Source organism: Streptomyces sp. NPDC059649 (assembly GCF_042734445.1).
Lineage (GTDB): Bacteria > Actinomycetota > Actinomycetes > Streptomycetales > Streptomycetaceae > Streptomyces.
This window is the reverse complement of sequence record NZ_JBHWDV010000001.1, coordinates 136594-153842: the sequence shown is the minus strand read 5'-3', so window position 1 is coordinate 153842 and position 17249 is coordinate 136594. Positions and strand designations below refer to the sequence as shown.

At 71.2% G+C, this 17249-nt stretch carries 18 protein-coding genes; 14 read left to right on the top strand and 4 right to left on the bottom strand.

Annotated features, from left to right (window positions below; genetic code table 11):
- Positions 1-10 precede the first annotated feature (10 nt).
- The 3 genes from ACFV1J_RS00765 (at position 11) to ACFV1J_RS00755 (ending at position 1136) form a co-directional block, all read left to right on the top strand.
- Positions 11-184, top strand: a complete 174-nt coding sequence (locus ACFV1J_RS00765) for a hypothetical protein (RefSeq protein WP_385855019.1) — start codon at positions 11-13, stop codon at positions 182-184.
- Complete coding sequence (locus ACFV1J_RS00760; RefSeq protein ID WP_385855018.1) at positions 181-447, top strand: DUF4190 domain-containing protein; 267 nt, start codon at positions 181-183, stop codon at positions 445-447. The genes ACFV1J_RS00765 and ACFV1J_RS00760 overlap by 4 nt, the downstream gene beginning before the upstream one ends.
- 143 nt (positions 448-590) lie before the next feature.
- Positions 591-1136: a bacterioferritin gene (locus ACFV1J_RS00755; RefSeq protein ID WP_385855017.1), complete on the top strand. Its 546-nt coding sequence runs from the start codon at positions 591-593 to the stop codon at positions 1134-1136.
- Positions 1137-1258: 122 nt separating this feature from the next.
- On the opposite strand, the gene ACFV1J_RS00750 is transcribed toward ACFV1J_RS00755, so the two are convergent.
- Positions 1259-1633, bottom strand: a complete 375-nt coding sequence (locus ACFV1J_RS00750; RefSeq protein ID WP_385855016.1) for an ATP-binding protein — start codon at positions 1631-1633, stop codon at positions 1259-1261.
- A gap of 231 nt (positions 1634-1864) precedes the next feature.
- Between ACFV1J_RS00750 and ACFV1J_RS00745 the strand changes: the two genes are divergently transcribed.
- The 3 genes from ACFV1J_RS00745 (at position 1865) to ACFV1J_RS00735 (ending at position 4382) form a co-directional block, all read left to right on the top strand.
- The gene (locus ACFV1J_RS00745; RefSeq protein WP_385855015.1) at positions 1865-2167 is read left to right on the top strand and encodes a hypothetical protein; all 303 of its coding nucleotides are present in this window, start codon (positions 1865-1867) and stop codon (positions 2165-2167) included.
- Positions 2168-2343: 176 nt separating this feature from the next.
- Positions 2344-2622, top strand: a complete 279-nt coding sequence (locus ACFV1J_RS00740; RefSeq protein WP_385855014.1) for a hypothetical protein — start codon at positions 2344-2346, stop codon at positions 2620-2622.
- Between the two features lie 422 nt (positions 2623-3044).
- On the top strand, positions 3045-4382 hold the full coding sequence (locus ACFV1J_RS00735; RefSeq protein ID WP_385855418.1) for a sugar transferase: 1338 nt from the start codon (positions 3045-3047) through the stop codon (positions 4380-4382).
- An 82-nt stretch (positions 4383-4464) separates the two neighbouring features.
- Here the strand turns inward: ACFV1J_RS00735 and ACFV1J_RS00730 are convergent, their stop codons facing one another.
- A complete protein-coding gene (locus tag ACFV1J_RS00730) occupies positions 4465-5409 on the bottom strand; it encodes a GDP-L-fucose synthase family protein (protein WP_385855013.1) in 945 nt (314 codons plus the stop codon).
- Positions 5410-5503: 94 nt separating this feature from the next.
- On the opposite strand from ACFV1J_RS00730, the gene gmd reads away from it, so the two are divergent.
- Genes gmd through ACFV1J_RS00715 form a run of 3 tightly spaced genes read left to right on the top strand, consistent with a single transcriptional unit; the run spans position 5504 to position 8168 of the window.
- Entirely contained in the window at positions 5504-6517 is a 1014-nt protein-coding gene (gene gmd / locus ACFV1J_RS00725; protein ID WP_385855012.1) for a GDP-mannose 4,6-dehydratase, read from the top strand.
- The gene (locus ACFV1J_RS00720; protein ID WP_385855011.1) at positions 6514-7050 is read left to right on the top strand and encodes a DapH/DapD/GlmU-related protein; all 537 of its coding nucleotides are present in this window, start codon (positions 6514-6516) and stop codon (positions 7048-7050) included. The genes gmd and ACFV1J_RS00720 overlap by 4 nt, the downstream gene beginning before the upstream one ends.
- A gap of 14 nt (positions 7051-7064) precedes the next feature.
- Positions 7065-8168, top strand: coding sequence for a glycosyltransferase (locus ACFV1J_RS00715; protein WP_385855010.1), 1104 nt, complete (start codon positions 7065-7067; stop codon positions 8166-8168).
- Positions 8169-8221: 53 nt separating this feature from the next.
- Here the strand turns inward: ACFV1J_RS00715 and ACFV1J_RS00710 are convergent, their stop codons facing one another.
- Positions 8222-9475 (bottom strand): glycosyltransferase, encoded by a 1254-nt coding sequence (locus ACFV1J_RS00710; protein WP_385855009.1) that lies wholly within the window; start codon positions 9473-9475, stop codon positions 8222-8224.
- 152 nt (positions 9476-9627) lie between these two features.
- On the opposite strand from ACFV1J_RS00710, the gene ACFV1J_RS00705 reads away from it, so the two are divergent.
- The 5 genes from ACFV1J_RS00705 (at position 9628) to ACFV1J_RS00685 (ending at position 16441) form a co-directional block, all read left to right on the top strand.
- Complete coding sequence (locus tag ACFV1J_RS00705; protein WP_385855008.1) at positions 9628-11118, top strand: hypothetical protein; 1491 nt, start codon at positions 9628-9630, stop codon at positions 11116-11118.
- Positions 11115-12791: a lipopolysaccharide biosynthesis protein gene (locus ACFV1J_RS00700; RefSeq protein ID WP_385855007.1), complete on the top strand. Its 1677-nt coding sequence runs from the start codon at positions 11115-11117 to the stop codon at positions 12789-12791. Before ACFV1J_RS00705 ends, ACFV1J_RS00700 begins: the two co-directional genes overlap by 4 nt.
- A 35-nt stretch (positions 12792-12826) precedes the next feature.
- The gene (locus ACFV1J_RS00695; protein WP_385855006.1) at positions 12827-14359 is read left to right on the top strand and encodes an oligosaccharide flippase family protein; all 1533 of its coding nucleotides are present in this window, start codon (positions 12827-12829) and stop codon (positions 14357-14359) included.
- Between the two features lie 92 nt (positions 14360-14451).
- Positions 14452-15990, top strand: coding sequence for a fibronectin type III domain-containing protein (locus ACFV1J_RS00690; protein WP_385855005.1), 1539 nt, complete (start codon positions 14452-14454; stop codon positions 15988-15990).
- Positions 15991-16012: 22 nt separating this feature from the next.
- A complete protein-coding gene (locus ACFV1J_RS00685; RefSeq protein ID WP_385855004.1) occupies positions 16013-16441 on the top strand; it encodes an adenylyltransferase/cytidyltransferase family protein in 429 nt (142 codons plus the stop codon).
- A 75-nt stretch (positions 16442-16516) separates the two neighbouring features.
- Here ACFV1J_RS00685 and ACFV1J_RS00680 read toward each other — a convergent pair whose 3' ends face one another.
- Positions 16517-17245, bottom strand: a complete 729-nt coding sequence (locus ACFV1J_RS00680; RefSeq protein WP_385855003.1) for a CDP-alcohol phosphatidyltransferase family protein — start codon at positions 17243-17245, stop codon at positions 16517-16519.
- Positions 17246-17249: the final 4 nt, after the last annotated feature.

The window sequence follows — 17249 nt, the reverse complement described above, 5'->3', positions numbered from 1 at the left end:
CAGGCACACCATGCTCTTCCTGGTCGTAGCACTCTTCCTCTTCGGCGTACTGCTGGGGACCGCGGGACATGTCCCCGCGGCCGTCACGGTCGTCGCCGGGATCGCGATCACGGCGTGGCTGGCGGTGTTCTTCGTCCGCGAGCGCCGCAAGGCGACGACCACGTCGAAGGGAGCGCACCGATGACGTCGACCTGGATTCCGCTGAAGACCGGTCCGCACCCGCAGGCCGACCGCATGGCCGTGGCCTCGTTCGTCTGCGGGCTGCTGGGGAGCCTGGTCTTCAATGTCTTCTTCGGTCCGTGCGCGCTGGTCTTCGGCGTGCTGGCGCTCCGCCGCGGGACGATCCGCCGGCTGCGGGCCTGGTTGGGGCTGGCCTTCGGTGTGCTCGACCTCGTGTTGCTCGTCGTCCTGTCGACGGCCACCGGGACGGTGAGCTGGCACGTCTAGGCCGGTATGGCGAGGGCCGGTATGGCGAAGACCGGCATGAAGCGAAGGCCGGCTCCTTCTTGCCGGCCGCGTCCCCTCACCTGAAATGGGCGACCAGCGGAATACGATCAGCGGAAGTCGATCATTGGAAAGGGAGAAAAGTCATGACTGAATTCCTTACCGACATCGAAACCATCCGTGCCCGGGCCCGCCAGGAAATCGAGAAGGGCCCGGTGACCGATGCGTACGGCGCCGATCTGGAGCGCGTGCTACAGGTGCTGAACGAGGCGCTGGCCACCGAAATCGTGTGCACGCTGCGGTACAAGAGGCATTACTACACCGCATCCGGGATCTATTCGGAGCCGGTCGCGGCGGAGTTCCTGGAGCATGCCACGCAGGAACAGGAACACGCCGACAAGATTGCCCGGCGCATCGTGCAACTCGGCGGGCAGCCCGATTTTCATCCGGACACGCTGACGCAGCGGGCGCACGCGGGCTATGACGCGAGCGCCGACCTGGTGGAGATGATCAAGGAGGATCTGGTGGCCGAACGGGTGGCCATCGCCGCGTACACGGAGATCGCACAGTGGCTGGGCGACGGCGACCCGACCACCCGGCGCGTGTTCGAGGACCTGCTGGCGCAGGAGGAGGAGCACGCCGACGATCTGCGCGGGCTGCTCGAACGGATTCCGCAGTCCGGGCGGACCTGAGCGCGGCCGCCCCGGGCCCCTCTCCCGTCGGGCCAACCCGGGCCGTATCAGGCCTGGTAAGGCCAAGTCGGTCCGAGTCGACCTGAGTCAGCCCGAGTCGTATCGACTCAGGGCATGTCGGTTCACATCAGGTCAAGTGTGACGCTGATGGCCTTGCCACGAGCCGTGGGGACGATGGTGACGGAGGCGGCGAGTTGGCACACCATGGGCCAGCCGTAGCCGCCGATGTCCCCCGGCTCGTGGCGGGAGGCCGTCACGGGGCGGTGCGGACTGGTGTCCTCCACGAGCAGGGCGAGGCGGTTGCCGGTGATGCGCGCGGTGAAGGCGATCAGGCCGTCCGTGTGGCGCTGGGCGTTGGTGACCAGTTCGGACGTGATCAGCAGGGCGTCGGTGTATTTCATCGCCTCCACGGGGCCGGGATGGGCCTTCAAGAGGTCGCTGACGCGATCGCGTGCCTGCGCGGCCGTGGCCGGTACGTGGGACGCTGCCTGGGTCACCGCTTCCCCCCTTCTCCGAACCGGGCTGATCTTCTGGAACACTCGTGCGTCTACCCGCGTTGTGCGGAATATCGCCAACTTTCTGGTGGCCCGCCCACGCTACGGCGCCGGGGCCCCGGAGGACACCGGTTGTGATACAGCTCGCCGGTCCGGTGCCGGGAAGCGGGCGGGACGGCTACGCTCCTTGCGCACACTCCTCGTCACCACCGCCACACAAGGACGACCCCACCCGTGAAGAAGAGCGCGATAGCCGGCCTCTGCACCCTCGGCCTCCTCGTGGCCGCCGGCGCCTACGAAGGCATCGCCATCGCCAGTGACCCGCTGACCCTCGCCGAATTCAACGAGATCAAGGCGGGCAGCAGCGTGAAAACCCTGCTCCGCCACGCGAGTACCTGCCAGCAGGAGAACAAGACCGAGCGCGCCGACAACTACCCCGTGACATGGACGTGTTACGGCGCCGACGGCAGCAGCAACGCGGTGTTCTTCTATTCCGAGGGCGTGCTCTTCAGCAAGTCGCAGACCGGGTTGCAGTAACACCCCGCCCTCCGGGCTCATCAGTCGGATTATCGGCCTCTTTTGCGTTATGTCTGAATTCGGTAAAGCCCTCGGTGTTGACCGGGTGCGTACCGATCCGCGGGTGCATTCTCCTTCCTGCCCGGCCAGAGCCGGGGCATCTCGCAGCATGGCAATGCAGAAAGGCATGATCCTCAATGCTTGACGGATTCAAGCGCGCCTTCGCACTGGGCGCCGCCACCGTTGCCCTCACCGGGGGCATGGCCCTCTCCTCGGTGGGTTCCGCCTCGGCCGCGGCGCCGCAGCACGGCGACCACACGGTGTCCAGGCACATCTACCGGAGCCACTGCCGCACGGTTCACGGCCACTGGGTCCGGGTCTGGCACCGGGCCGGGCGGGACCGGTTCGGCCGCTTCCACCAGGGCTACTGGACCCGGACCTGGCACCGGACGCACCTGGTGTGTCACCGGCGCTGAGCATCTGACGCGATAACGGCGTGGGCCCCGGGGCTGGATCACATCCCCGGGGCCCCTGCGTCTCTTGCTCCCGCACGGGCCGGAAGTGGAGCATGACGGCACCCGCTTGTAAACAACGAGGCACAAGAACACTCAAAATAGGTAAACCACAGCAGTCGGGCGCATCGTGCTCTAGCGTTCACCTCCGACACGGAGGCGGTCGCGTACCGGGGGGTCCGACCGCGCCGGGACGTGAGGGGACGACCAAGTGGGGGGCCATGGGGTTGTTCGAAGCTGCCGGATCACGGGTGATCGCGTCATCCGCCGGGACAGCCGAGCTGGAACGCACATCGCGACGGCGCGAGGAAGGCAGGCACCGATCCACCGAACAGCGGCTGTTACAGGTGGCGTTGGCCGCCGACCTCCTCGGTGCGGTGGTGCCGATGGGGGCGGTCTGTGCCGCGACCCGGCAACCGCATCCGCTGCTCCTCGCGGTGCTCGCCGGCGCCGCCTGGCTGACCGTGGGAGCGGCAAAGAATCGTTACTCCAAAGATGAGTTGGGCGGCAGTGGTGCGGTACTGCCGCTGTTGCGGGACTGGTTGACGGTACTGGGCGTGCTCGCCGTCACCTGTGTCGCGGCACGGATCGATGCCGCCACCCAGATCTGTGTGCTCGCGCTGCTGCCGGGGCTGGCGCTGGCCGTGCTGCGGCGCAAGCTCATGCACCGCCATCTGCAGCGGGTGCGCCGCCGAGCCCAGGCACTGCGCCGGGTGCTGCTCGTCGGCGAACCGGGCGCCGTCGACCTGGTGTTGGAGGAGCTGGCGCACCGTACGGACCACGAGTACGTGGTCGTCGGGGGCTGCCTGGTCGGCGAGGAGGACACCGACTCGGCGCTTCCGGTGCCGGCCCGGCTCACCTTCGACGGGGACGGGCCGGACGGTGCGCGGGACGGCGAGACCGTACTGCGGTGTGCGGCCGAACTCGACGCCGATCTGGTCTTCGTGGCGCCCGGCCGCCGGATGTCCGCCGCGCGGGTGCGCCGGCTGGCCTGGGCGTTGCACGACGAGGGACGGGATCTGGCCATACTGCCGGGGCTGATCGATGTGTCCCGGCACCGGGTCCGGCTGGCGAAGGCCGCGGGGCTGACGGTGATGCACATAGAGCCGGCGGCACGACGGGGGCTGCCGGTACTGCTGAAGCAGACCACGGACCGGGTGGGGGCGCTGCTGCTACTGGTGCTGCTCGCGCCGCTGTTCGCCTTGGTGGCGGCGGCGATCCGGCTCACCTCGGCCGGCCCGGTGTTCTACTGGCAGATCCGGGTCGGCCGCGATCTGCGGCCGTTCCGGATGTGGAAGTTCCGCACGATGGTGGTGACCGCCGACCGGATGCGGGCGGCGCTGGAGTCGGCGAACGAGCACGACGGGGCGATGTTCAAGATCCGGCGGGATCCCCGGGTGACCCGGGTGGGCCGGGTGCTGCGCCGGCTCTCGCTGGACGAACTGCCCCAGCTCTTCAACGTCCTGGCCGGACATATGTCGTTGGTGGGTCCGCGGCCGCCGCTGCCCGAGGAGGTCGAGCGGTACGACGGGACGGAGTTGCGCCGGCTGTCCGTCAAGCCGGGCCTGACCGGCCTGTGGCAGGTCAGCGGGCGGTCCGACCTCTCCTGGGACGAGACCGTCCGGCTGGACCTGAGTTACGTGGACAACTGGTCCTACGGCCGGGACATCGGCGTGCTGGCCCGTACGGTCCGGGCGGTGCTGGACGGCCGCGGTGCGTACTGAGCGGGCCGGCCGGCCCGGGTGTGCGGCCGGTGCGGGCGCTCGTGGGAGCGTCCGCCGGTCGCCCACCCGGGGCCCGGCGGGCTCACACCGCGGCCGGCTGCGACTGCCAGGCCGCGTAGGTCTCGGCGATGCCGTCCGCGAGCGGGATGGTCGGCGACCAGCCCAGGGAGCGCATCGTGCTGATGTCGAGGAGCTTGCGCGGGGTGCCGTCGGGGCGGGACGGGTCGAAGGAGATCCGTCCCTGGTAGCCCACGACGGAGGCGACGCAGGAGGCCAGGTCGGCGATGGTGAGGTCCTCGCCGCAGCCGACGTTGACCGGGTCCTCGCCGTCGTGGCGGCGCAGCAGCAGCTCGCAGGCCGCGGCCAGGTCGTCGACGTGCAGGAATTCGCGCCGGGGAGTGCCGGTGCCCCAGAGGGTGACCTCGGGCCGGGCCTGCTCCTTCGCCTCGTGGAAGCGGCGGATCAGTGCGGGCAGGACGTGCGAGGTCTCCAGGTCGAAGTTGTCGCCGGGGCCGTAGAGGTTGGTCGGCATGGCGGAGATGAAGGAGGCGCCGTACTGCCTGCGGTAGGAGCGGATCTGCACCAGGCCGGCGATCTTGGCTATCGCGTACGCCTCGTTGGTGGGCTCCAGCGGCCCGCTGAGCAGGGCGTCCTCGGTGATGGGCTGGGGTGCGTGCTTGGGGTAGATGCAGCTGGATCCGAGGAACAGCAGCCGGCGCACACCTGCCTGGTGGGCGCCGGCGATGACGCTGAGCTGGATGCTCAGGTTGTCCTCCAGGAACTGCACCGGCTGCGTGCTGTTGGCCATGATCCCGCCGACCTTGGCGGCCGCCAGGACGACGGCGTCGGGCCGGGAGGTGCGCAGCCAGTCCGCGGTGGCGGCGGCGTCGCGCAGGTCGAGTGCGGTACGGGGGCGGGTCAGTACGTCGTAACCCCGGGCGGACAGCCGCCGGGCCACGGCGGAGCCGACCAGGCCCCGGTGGCCGGCGACGAAGACCCGGGCGGGCGGGGGCAGCAAGTCATCCATGGTCCGGATTGTGGCAGTGGATCCGAGACGCCCACCGGCCATTTCAGGAAATAGTCACCAATGTTTCTCGTGGGGGGAAGTCATGTCAGAAGCCATGCCCAAAACTGCCGTGATCACCGGAATCACCGGCCAGGACGGTTCGTACCTCGCGGAATTGCTGTTGAGCAAGGGCTATGAGGTGCACGGGCTGATGAGACGCTCGTCGAGCTTCAACACCGAGCGCATCGACCACATCTACCAGGACCCGCACACCCCGGGGCGCCGGCTGCTGCTGCACCACGTCGACCTGTCCGACGGGGTGGCGCTGGTGAACCTGCTGCGTGACGTGCAGCCCGACGAGGTCTACAACCTCGGCGCGCAGTCCCATGTCCGGGTCTCCTTCGACGCCCCGCTCTACACCGGCGACGTCACCGGGCTGGGCGCGCTGCGGCTGCTGGAGGCCATCCGCGCCAGCGGTGTGCAGACCCGGCTGTACCAGGCGTCGTCGTCGGAGATGTTCGGCGCCACCCCGCCGCCGCAGAACGAGTCGACGCCCTTCCATCCCCGCAGCCCCTACGGCTGCGCCAAGGTCATGGCCTACTGGTCGACGGTCAACTACCGTGAGGCGTATGGGTTGTTCGGGGTCAACGGCATCCTGTTCAACCACGAGAGCCCCCGGCGCGGCGAGACCTTCGTCACCCGCAAGATCACCCGCGCGGTGGCCCGTATCCAGGCGGGTCTGCAGCAGCACCTCTATCTCGGCAATCTCGACGCCGTCCGCGACTGGGGCTACGCACCCGAGTACGTGGAGGCCATGTGGCTGATGCTGCAGCGCGACGAGCCCGACGACTACGTGGTGGCGACCGGGGTGCCCGCGACCGTACGGGACTTCCTGCACGCCGCGTTCGACTGTGTGGGGCTGGACTGGGAGCGCAGTGTCCGGTTCGACCCGAAGTACGAGCGTCCGAGTGAAGTGGACGCGCTGATCGGCGATGCGTCCAAGGCGAAGCGGCTGCTGGACTGGTCGCCGAAGGTGCAGTACGACGAGCTGGCGCGGATCATGGTCGAGTCCGACATACGGCAGCTGGAGGACGAGCGCTCCGGCCACCGGGTGCGGGTGGACCGATGATCGCTCCCGCCACCGCCCGCCGGCTGCGCGGCTTCACCGGCGCCGGCTACGACAAGGGCCGCGGGCTGCTGACCCAGGCCCTCTGGTTCGCCGTGCTCAACCTGTTCTTCGTCAAGTGGTGGTTCCCGCCGCGGCTGCGCCCCGCGGTGCTGCGGGCGTTCGGCGCGCGGGTCGGGGACCGGGTGCTGATCCGCCACCGGGTGCGGGTGCAGTGGCCGTGGAAGCTCACCATCGGCGACGACGTCTGGGTGGGCGAGGACGCCTGGCTGATCACTCTGGAGCCGATCACGATCGGCCATGACGTCTGTGTGTCCCAGGGCGCCGTGCTGTGCACCGGAAGCCATCAACGCCGGTCCCCCACCTTCGAGTTCGACAACGGGCCGATCCGTCTGGAGCCCGGCGCGTGGGTGGCGGCCCGTGCCATGGTGCTGCGCGGGGTGACCGTCGGTGCGGGCGCGGTGGTCGGTGCGGGCGCGGTCGCCCACCGGGACGTGCCCGCGGGAGCCGTGCACACCACCGGAGGTGCCCGGTGAGGATCAGCCATGTCGTGACCCTGGTGAGCGACGACGGGGCGTACGGCGGGCCGGTGAGCGTGGCCACCGGGCAGTTGGCCGAACTGGCCGCGCGCGGCCACGAGGTCGAGCTGATCGGGCTGTGGCGCGGTCGGGGCGGCCCGCCGCGCACCGTGGACGGGGTGCCGCTGCGGGCCCGCACCGCCCGCACGCTCGTCCCTGGGCAGGGGTTCCTCGGTCTGTTCCACCCGGGGCTGCTGCCGTTGCTGTGGCGCGCCGCGGGCCGGGCCGGTGCCCTGCATCTGCATGCCGGCCGCGATCTGGTGTCGCTGGCCGCGCTCGCCGTCGCCGTACTGCGCCGCCGGCCGTTCGTGGTGCAGACGCACGGCATGGTCCAGCCGCGGTCGTCGGCCGTGGCCCGGCTGTTCGACCGGGTCTATGTGCCGCTGCTGCGGCGGGCGGCCGTGGCACTGGTGCTCACGGACGAGGAGGAGGCCGGGCTGCGGCGGGTGCTGGGGCCGCGTGGTCCGCGGCTGGTCAGGCTGCACAACGGGGTGCGGTCGGGGGCGACCGAGGCGGTGGTGCGGTTGCCGCCCGAGGTGCTGTTCCTGGCCCGGCTGCAGGCCCGTAAGCGGCCCGAGGCGTTCGTGCGGATGGCGGCGCTGGTGCACCGCAAGCGTCCCGAGGTGACGTTCCCCATGAACGGCGCCGACGAGGGACGGCTCGACGCGGTCCGGCGGCTGATCGCCGAGGAGGGCCTCGATGAGGTGGTGACGTACGGCGGTGCGCTGGACCATGCGGCCGCGGTGGCGCGGACCGCGCGGGCCGCGGTGTATGTGCTGCCGAGTGTCGAGGAGCCCTTCCCGATGAGCGTGCTGGAGGCACTGGCGGTCGGCACGCCGGTGGTCTGTACGGACCGCTGTGGGATCGCCGGTGCGCTCCGGCGCCGTGGGGCGGCCCTGGTGACCGACGGTTCGCCGGAGCAGCTGGCCGATGCGGTGCTGCGGCTGCTGGAGGACGAGGCGTTGCGGGAGCGGGTGGTGCGGGCCGGGCTGGCGGCGCTGGACGAGGAGTTCTCGCTCGCGGCGGTGGCCGACCGGCTGGAGGAGCACTACCGGTGCCTCGCGGGAGGCGGGTGAGCCGGGTGGCGGCGGGGTCCCGGCCCCGCCGCCCGTACCTCACGAACGCGTGCCTAGCGGCCGGCGGCCCGGCCTTCCGTGGCCAGGTGCAGCAGGGCGGTGATCCGCGCCAACCCGGCCCGGCTGCTGAGCCGTTCCTCGACGTACCGGGGGCCCCGGGCGCCCAGCCCGGCGGCCCGTGCGGGGTCGTCGGCGAGCGCGCGGACCTCGGCCAGCAGCGCCTTGGGGTCCTCCGGTGCGACGAGGGTGCCGGCGCCCGAGCGGAGGACCTCCTGGGCGGTCCCGCCTTCGGCCGCCACCGAGGCCATCACCGGCCGGCCGGTCATGAAGTACGAGGTCAGCTTGGACGGCAGGCTCATGTCGAGCACGGAGGCCTTCTGCGTCACGGCCAGCACGTCGGCGGCCGCGAGCACCTCGGGGAACTCCTCGGCGCCGGCCGGCGGGAGGAAGGACAGCGCGCGGACACCGGCGCCCAGCCGTTGCAGGGCGGCGCGCTGGTTGCCGTCGCCCATGAGCACGATGCGTACCGGCGCGGCTTCGCGGTCGGCCAGCCGGGCGGCCTCGACCAGGACCTCCAGCCCTTGTTTGAGGCCCATGTTGCCGGCGTGCAGCAGCACGGTCTCGTCGGCCGTCCAGCCCAGCCGGTCCCGGGTCCGCTGCCGGTCGCCGCGCGGGCCCGTCACATGCGTCCAGTTGGGCACCACCTGGATCCGCTCGCGGGGCACCCCCATCGCGGTGACCCGGGCGACGAACGACTCGTGCACCACCCCGACGACGGCGGCGCCGCGCAGGACGCGGGCCTCGACGGCTCCGGCCAGGGCCGCGGCCCGGCCCCCGCCCTGGATGCCGCTCTGCTCGGCGGCCGCGCCCATCAGGTCCTGGACGACCACGACGTGCGGCACCCCGGCCCGCCGGGCCAGCCGGCCGCCCAGCACTCCCCCGGCCAGGGTGGGCATCTGGGTGAGCACCACATCGGGCCGGACCGGCGGTGGCGCCAGTACGCCGTGCGCCAGGATGCTCGCCTCGAACAGCGCCCGGCGGGCCGCGGTCTGCCGGGCCGGGACGGTGTGCCGCCGACGGTGCACGGTCACCCCGCCGCGGTGTTCCCGCATCCGCCAGCGGCCCCGGTAACCCTCCGCCACCCGCCAGGACGGGTAGTGCGGCAGGCCCGCGAGGACGTGGGTGTCGGCGCCGGACGCGGCGAGGTGCTCGGCCACTTGCGTCGAGTACGGCCCTATGCCGGTGTGCTCGGGTGCGTAGTTGGTCGAGACGACCAGGACGCACCGGCCGTCGAACGAGTCTTCCACGGATGCCCCCCTCAGGCTGTGCCGGTCATCGTAGAAGCGGACAGGGCGTTGTGGACTGTGAATTGGGTTGCGATTGTGTCCCGAAGCCGACTTTGTCATCCGATGTCGCTTAGATTGTGGGCCGCTGCAGGGGAGTTGGGGGAGGTGGGCGGGTGAGGGCGGGGCGTCGGACGGCCGGCGGGCCCGGGCGTGCGGTGGCCGCGCTGGGCTGCTGGGCGTTGCTGTTGGTGGTGTTGCTGCCGCTGCTGGTGCTGCGGTCGCTGGACGCCCGCTTCGGTGCCGCGCTCGCCGTCCAGTGCGTCGTGGTGGTGCACTCCGGTGCGGCGCTGGCGCGGGTGCTGACCGACGTCCGGGCCCGGCTGATCGCGTTCGGTTTCTGGCTGTTCTCCTACGTGTGGCTGGGGCTGGCGCCGCTGGCGATGCTCGCCACGGACGCGTATCCGCGCGGGTTCGTGGTCGATGCGCACACCGCGTTCGTCTCAACGGTGTTGGTGGAGACGGGACTTCTGGCGTACAGCGCGGGGTCGGCGGTGGCCGCCTGGCGGGCCGGCCGGGGTTCCGCGCTCCTGGAGCCGGTGCTCGCGCGGCGGCTGGCGCCCGGGCGGGTGCTGCTGCTGTGCGGGGCGGCGCTGCTGCTGGCGGTGGTGCTGATCCCGCAACAGGGCGGGCTGGCCGCGTTCTTCCTCAGCCGGCAGGCGGCCAACGAGGCGGCGGCGCTGGCCGAGCCGTCGGGGTCGGCGGACCGGGCGATGTCGGCCTGGTTGTTGTCGGTGCCGGCGTTCTGGGCACTGGTGGCGCTGGTGCATGTGCCGCGGTTCCGGGCCGGTGACCGGATTCTGCGCGGGCTGCGCTGGCTGCTGCTGCCGCTGCTGGCCGCGGTCAATGTGATCGTCAACAACCCCGTCAGCCAGCCGCGGTTCTGGGCCGGCACGGTGCTGCTGGCGCTGGTCTTCGGCGCGTCGTGGCTGCGCGGACCGCGGGCGTTCCGGGTCGGCGCGGCGGCGGTCGCGGCGGTGGTGCTGGTGGTGTTCCCGTACAGCGACTACTTCCGTTACGACAAGCGGGAGCCGGTGCGGATCGTCTCGCTCGCCGAGCAGTTCACGTCCAACGGGGACTACGACGCGTTCCAGCAGATCGAGACGGGTGTGGACTACGTCCGTACGCATGGCTTCACGCCGACGGCCGCGCTCGGGCCGCCGCTGTTCTTCGTGCCGCGCGCCGCCTGGCCCGGCAAGCCGGACGACGCGGGCATCCTGCTCGCCCGGCACGCGGGGTACACCTTCGAGAACCTCTCCGCGCCGCTGTGGATCGAGTCGTACCTGTGGGCCGGGTTCCCCTCGGTCGTCGCGGTCTTCGGGCTGATCGGCGCGGTGGGGCGGCGGATCGACGCGCTGCGGCACCGGCTGCGGCGGCACCGGGGCACGCTCGCGGCGCTGCTGGTCCCGGCGTTCGGCTTCTACCAGCTGGTGTTGCTGCGCGGCAGCCTGATGGCGATCGTCGGACCGCTCGCGCTGCTGGTGTGCATCCCGCTGCTGATCACCCGCAAACCGGGGCGTTCGTCCCCGCCCGCGGCCGCGCCGGAGTCGGTGGCCCCGGCGGACCGCACCGCACCGTCGCTATGCACAGGAGGAACACGTACGTGAGCGTCTTCGACGAGCCCGCGGAGGAGCCGGACCAGATCCGTGATCAGTTGCGCCAGCTCTTCCGGTACCGGGCGTTCATCCTGCTCGGCCTGGTACTGGGCCTGCTCGGTGGCGGTGCGGTGTTCGTGCTGGCCGGGCCGACCTATACGGCGACGGGTGAGGTGGTGGTGCATGCGATCAGCACCGCGCCGTTCGAGGCCGGCGGCGTCTCGGCGGACAAGCAGATCAGCATGGGCACCGAGCGGCAGATCGCGCAGAGCGCGTCGGTCGCGGCCGGTGCGGCCAAGGCCCTGGGGGAACGTACGGATCCGGCCGTTCTGCAGCGCGATCTGCGGGTGAGCAATCCGCCCGAGACCCAGACCCTGCTGTTCGAATACAGCGCGGATTCCGCGGACCGGGCGGCGTCGCTGGTCAACGCGTTCGTCCAGGCATATCTGACGTACCGTCAGGACACCGCGAAGCAGCGGATCGGGACCACGGTCGGCAAGCTCGGGGACGAGCTGAAGCCGCTCATGGCGCAGCGGAAGGTGCTGGACCGGCGGATCGCGGACGCCGGCGGCGGTGCGGGCCGGGCCGCCGACGAGTCCGAGCGCCGGGACCTGGTGTCGCAGATCGCGGATCTGCAGGGCCGGATCTCCAGTCTGAAGTCGCTGGACACCACGCCGGGCGACATCGTGCGCAAGGGCGATCCGCCGGCCTTCCCGTCCAGCCCCGGTCTGGCGGTGCTGCTGCTCGCCGGTGCGGTGGCGGGGCTGGTACTGGGGATCCTGGCGGCATGGGTCCGTTCGGTGCTGGAGCCGCGGGTCCGGTCGGTGGCGGATGTGCAGGACAATCTGCGGGCTCCGGTGCTGGGCATCCTGCCGCGCCGGCGGGGCGGCGAGCAGGTGCTGGAGGTGGGCCGTTCCGGCCACGGCAACCGGGCCGAGGCCTATCGGACCATCGCCTTCCGGCTCATGCACGACCTGCGGTTCTCCGGTACGGGCAGCCTGCTGATCGTTTCCCCGCGGGAGAACGCGGAGGCGGTGTCGGTGGCGGTGAACCTGGCCGGCGCGTTCGCCGAGATCGGCAACGACATCCTGCTGGTGGAGGCGGATCTGCGGACGCCGCGACTCGCCCAGCGGCTGCCGCTGCGGCCCGGCCACGGCCGGCCGGTGCCGGGCAGCTGGGCGGAGGGCGAACGGCTCGTGGTGGAGGCGGGGGTGGACGGCCGGTTCGAGCTGCTGCCCGGCCGTGAAGTCCCCAATCCGGCCCGGGTGTTGTCCTCGCCGCAGTTCGCGCAGTTGCTCAACGCACCGTCGGGCCCGGACGAGCGGGTCGTGGTGGTCACCGGGCCGCTGCTCTCGCACGCGGACGGGCTGGCCGTCGCCAAGCAGGGCGCCGGCGTGGTGGTGGTCTGCGACCTCAACGAGGTGCGCCGGGACGATCTGGACCGGGTGTGGGAGCTGATCACCGGGGCCGGCGGGCACATTCTGGGCGCCGTGCTGGACAAGGGTCGCCGCGGCCCGTCACTGCGCCGGCTGACGGACGGCGGCCCGGCCCGCGGCAAGCGCGGCCGGACCCATCCGCGGACGACCGTGGTGGCACCGTCCGTACGGACCGGTCCGCCGGCGCCGCGCACCGGCCCGGTGGGCGCGGACGGTGCGTCGGCCGATGCCCGTCCGCTGCGCGGGTGACCGACGTCCGCCCGGCGGGGCCGGGCCGCGGAGCGATGCCAACTACCGTGCGCACCAATCCAGTTGGGGCGTCGGATGTGCGGACGACGGCGCGCGGGAGTCTGTTCGCGCTGGCCGGTTCGGCGGCGAACGCGGTGTTCGGCTTCCTGCTGGTGGCCGTCGTCACCCAGGGGCTCGGGGCCCGCGGGGCCGGTGCGGTCTTCACCGCGGTCGCGGCCTTCACGATCCTGAGCAACGCCCTGAAGCTGGGGGCCGATACCGCGCTGGTCCGTTTCGTCTCGCGGGACCTGGAACTGACCGGTGGGGCCGGGGTGCCGGGGCTGCTGCGGACCGCGGTACCGCCGGCGCTGCTGGCCGGCGGGGCCGGGGCGGTGGTGCTGCTGTGCTCCCCCGGGCTCGCCGGCCGGCTGCTGCCCGAGCTGGACCCGGGGCAGGCCGGTGCCGTGTTACGGCTGTGTGCGGTGTTCCTGCCGGTGACGACGGTGACGCTGGTGCTGCTCGGTGCGACCCGGGGGTACGGGTCGGTGGTGCCGTTCGTGGGGGTGGAGCAGATCGGCAAGCCGGTGCTGCGGGTGCTCCTGGCGGTGCCGCTGGTGCTGTGGGCGCCGAGCGTGACCGGGGTCTGGGCGGCCTGGCTGGCGCCCGGGGTGCTGGGTGCGGTGGCGGCCGGGTTCTCACTGCGTCGGTCCCGGCGTACGCATCCCGGAACGGGCCGGCCGCCGCCGCGGGCCCGGGAGTTCTGGGCGTTCGCCGGGCCGCGCGCGGTGTCGTCGCTGTTCGACATCGCCGCGGTGTGGATCGGCGTGATCCTGCTGTCGGTGCTGGGCACGAGCGCGGAGGCCGGGGTCTACACGGCGATCGGGCGGCTGATCACCGCCGGGACGCTGTTGCAGCTGGCGGTCCGGCTGGCGGTGGCACCGCAGATCAGCCGGCTGCTGGCGGGCGGTGACCAGGGCGGGGCGCAGCGGCTGCACCGGCTGTCGACGCGGTGGATCGCGCTGTTCTCCTGGCCGGTGTTCGTGCTGTTCGCGGCCTTTCCGCGCACCGTGCTGTCGGTGTTCGGTCCCGGCTTCGCCGGCGGCGCGCCGGCGCTGGTGGCGCTGGCGGTGGCGGCCATGGTCAACGTCGGTGTCGGCAACGCCCAGACGGCGCTGTTGATGGCCGGGCGGAGCGTGGGGAACCTGGCGGTGGCCGGGTCCGCGTTCGTGGTCCAGGTGGGCACCGGGGTGTGGCTGGTGCCGCGGTACGGGGTGCTGGGCGCTGCGGTGTCCTGGGGGCTGGCGATCGTCGTGGACAACGGGGTCTCGGCGCTGCTGGTCCGCCGGCGGCTGGGGTTCCGCACCGTGGACCGGGGCTATCTGCTGGCCGCGGTGACCGGCCTCGGAGCGGTGTCGTGCGGGGCGTTCGGCATGCGGGCATTATGGGGTGACAGCGTGCCCGGTGCGCTTTTCGCAACGGTTTTGGCAATCGGGCCGTTCGGCGCCCTTGTCTGGCGCTATCGTTTGCCGCTGGGGGTAGGGGAGTTCTTCGGTGCGCTGCGCAAGCGCAGTTCGGAAAACTCACGGTGAACGCTGGCCGCAATTCCCCACGAAAAGCCGGTCGTTCGCGTCTCCTGTCCCGACAACATTTCTTGCTCGCGCCATGCTTCCAGGGGGGACCTGTGCGCCAACGAAGCAGACCAGTCCATTTCTTCCTCGCGGCCGCGGTGCTCGGTACCGCTTCGACGGCGCTCGCCGCCGGTCCCGCCCAGGCCGACGGCGAGGCCACGCTGACCGCCGATCCGCTGAGCACCTGGCAGACCGACGGCATCGTGTGGTCCCTGGCGTACGCCAAGGGCATCGTCTACGTGGGGGGCCGGTTCGATCACATCCGGCCGCCCGGCGCGGCCCCCGGCAGCGGTGAGCTCGCCCGTAAGAACTTCGCGGCCTTCGACGCCAAAACCGGCCAACCACTGTCGTGTGCACCGGCGTTCAGCGGCGGAGAGAACACCATCCGGGCGATGAAGGCCTCGCCGGACGGTTCGCTGATCTACATCGGCGGCTCGTTCGGCAAGGCCGGCCCGGTCGGGCGCTCCAACACCGCCTCGCTCAACACCGCGAACTGCACGATCGGCGACGACTGGAAGCCCACGGTCAGCTCGACCGTGCGCGCCCTCGACGTCACCGACGACACGGTCTACATCGGCGGCCAGTTCTCGACGGTCCAGGGCCAGACCCGTGAGCGGGTCGCCGCACTGCGTCCGACGGGTGCGCTGCTGCCGTTCAAGGCGACGATCCGGGGCTCGTCGATCCCCAACGACCCGACGCCCGGGGTGAACGCGATCACCGTCGCCCCGAAGCTCAACAAGGTCATCATCGGCGGCCGGTTCACCTCGGTGAACGGCAGTCTGCTGAGCGTGCACGCGCTGGCCGGACTCGACGCGACCACCGGCAAGGTCGTCAACACCTTCACCGGCTGGATCCCCAACAGGTCGGCGGTCAAGGCGCTCGTCAACGACGGCACCAACTTCTATCTGGGCGCCGAGGGGACCGGTGGCGGGGTCTTCGACGGGCGCATCGCCGGCCGGCTGTCGGACGGCGGGCAGATCTGGAAGGACACCTGCCTGGGCGCCACCCAGGCCGTGCTGCCGTACAAGGGCGTCCTCTACAGCGGCTCGCACGCGCACAACTGCTCCGACACCCCGGGCGGTTTCCCGGACATCGGCAACCGCCAGCACTTCCTCGCCCAGTCGATCGCGGACAAGACGATCCTGCCGTGGTTCCCGGACACCAATGACGGGATCGGTGAGCAGATCGGCCCGCGGGCGCTGACCATGGCGGACGGGATCCTGTGGGCGGGCGGCGAGTTCACCACCGTCAACGACGCGCCGCAGCAGGGCCTGACGCGGTTCGCGGCGGCTCCGGACACCGGTGCGCCGCAGGTGCCGCTGATGAGCGGGTCGAGCCCGGCCCGCGGGAAGATCACGCTGACCTGGAAGGCCTCCTGGGACCGGGACAACGGCGCGCTGACGTACAAGCTCTACCGGGACGGGGTGTATCTGACCTCGCTCACCAAGGACTCGCGCTACTGGAACCGGCCGGACATGAGCTACACGGACACCGTGCAGCCCGGTTCGGCGCACCGTTACTCGCTGGAGGTCACCGACGGCACCAACGTCTCGGGCCGCAACGGGCCGGTCAACGTCACCGCCAGGAACTGACCGTTCGCCGAGTGGGGAGCACATGACGCACCGCGTGGGGTACGCACCCGGGGTCTACGACCTGTTCCACATAGGGCATCTGAACATTCTCCGGCATGCGAGGAGCCAGTGCGACTATCTCGTGGCCGGGGTCGTCTCGGACGAAATGGCCGAACAGGCCAAGGGCACGGCACCGGTCATTCCGCTCACCGAGCGGCTGGAGATCGTGCGCAGCGTCCGGTTCGTGGACGCGGCATTCGTGGAAACCGTGCCGGACAAATTGGTGACCTGGCAGCAGGTCCGGTTCGACGTCCTCTTCAAGGGCGACGACTGGCGGGGAACGAGCAAGGGCGAAAAGCTCGAGCGGGACTTCGCGGCGGTCGGTGTCGAGGTGGTCTATTTCCCGTACACCGTGCACACGTCGAGCACACTGCTGCGCAAGGCGCTCGACGGGCTGGCGAATTCGGCGTGAGCGAGGCCGGCTGAGGTGTGCGGGGCATTTCCCGGAAATCTTCCGGGAAATGCCCCGCCGCCTCGTCGCAGGTCGTCAGCGAAGGGGCACGGACAGTTCCCGGTACCACTTCACCAAGAACGCCACCATGAAGAGGAGATGGGCGGCGAGCAGCGCGCAGTACGCCGCGACGAACAGGTCACGGCTGCCGAAGAGCAGGAACGCCACGCAGAACACGCCGTAGTCGACGGGGAGCAGGGCCACCGCGCGCACGGTGGACACCGGTGCCGCGGCGGCCCGGTCCGCGCCGGTCCGCAGCCGCTCGGCGCGCTTGAGCTGTTCGGTGAGGATTCCGCCGAAGAAGACCATCACCGCGGCGAATTGGAAGGCCACCGGCAGCAACAGGAACACCGGGTCGGAGAATCCGAAGTGACGGTAGAAGGCGATGAGTACGGCCATATGGACGGCGAGCATCTTCGCGCAGTCGACCACATGGTCCAGCCACTCCCCCGCCGCGCTGCCGGTCCCGGTCAGCCGGGCGAGCTGGCCGTCGGCCGAATCCAGCGCAAAACCCAGCACCAGTGCCGCGACGATGCCCAGCGCCGCGGCGGGCGAGGGCCGGAGCGCCGCGATCAGCACCACTCCGGTGAAGGTCACCGCCGCGCTGATGAGCGTGACCTGATTGGGCGTGAGTTTCAGCCGGTAGCCCGCCGCGGCCAGTATCCGGCCGGCCGGCCGGTTCACATAACGCGAATACAGGGACACCCCCTTCGCGGATTTCTGGGCCGCCGACAGTTCCCTGAGCGCATATCCGAACTGACTCATGTCC

Excerpts from the sequence above, each read along its gene's own strand:
- ACFV1J_RS00765 (WP_385855019.1), top strand. The coding sequence starts at position 11 with ATGCTCTTCCTGGTCGTAGCACTCTTCCTCTTCGGCGTACTGCTGGGG.
- ACFV1J_RS00760 (WP_385855018.1), top strand. The coding sequence starts at position 181 with ATGACGTCGACCTGGATTCCGCTGAAGACCGGTCCGCACCCGCAGGCC.
- ACFV1J_RS00755 (WP_385855017.1), top strand. The coding sequence starts at position 591 with ATGACTGAATTCCTTACCGACATCGAAACCATCCGTGCCCGGGCCCGC.
- ACFV1J_RS00740 (WP_385855014.1), top strand. The coding sequence starts at position 2,344 with ATGCTTGACGGATTCAAGCGCGCCTTCGCACTGGGCGCCGCCACCGTT.
- ACFV1J_RS00735 (WP_385855418.1), top strand. The coding sequence starts at position 3,045 with ATGGGGGCGGTCTGTGCCGCGACCCGGCAACCGCATCCGCTGCTCCTC.
- ACFV1J_RS00730 (WP_385855013.1), bottom strand. The coding sequence starts at position 5,409 with ATGGATGACTTGCTGCCCCCGCCCGCCCGGGTCTTCGTCGCCGGCCAC.
- gmd (WP_385855012.1), top strand. The coding sequence starts at position 5,504 with ATGCCCAAAACTGCCGTGATCACCGGAATCACCGGCCAGGACGGTTCG.
- ACFV1J_RS00720 (WP_385855011.1), top strand. The coding sequence starts at position 6,514 with ATGATCGCTCCCGCCACCGCCCGCCGGCTGCGCGGCTTCACCGGCGCC.
- ACFV1J_RS00695 (WP_385855006.1), top strand. The coding sequence starts at position 12,827 with ATGCCAACTACCGTGCGCACCAATCCAGTTGGGGCGTCGGATGTGCGG.
- ACFV1J_RS00685 (WP_385855004.1), top strand. The coding sequence starts at position 16,013 with ATGACGCACCGCGTGGGGTACGCACCCGGGGTCTACGACCTGTTCCAC.
- ACFV1J_RS00680 (WP_385855003.1), bottom strand. The coding sequence starts at position 17,245 with ATGAGTCAGTTCGGATATGCGCTCAGGGAACTGTCGGCGGCCCAGAAA.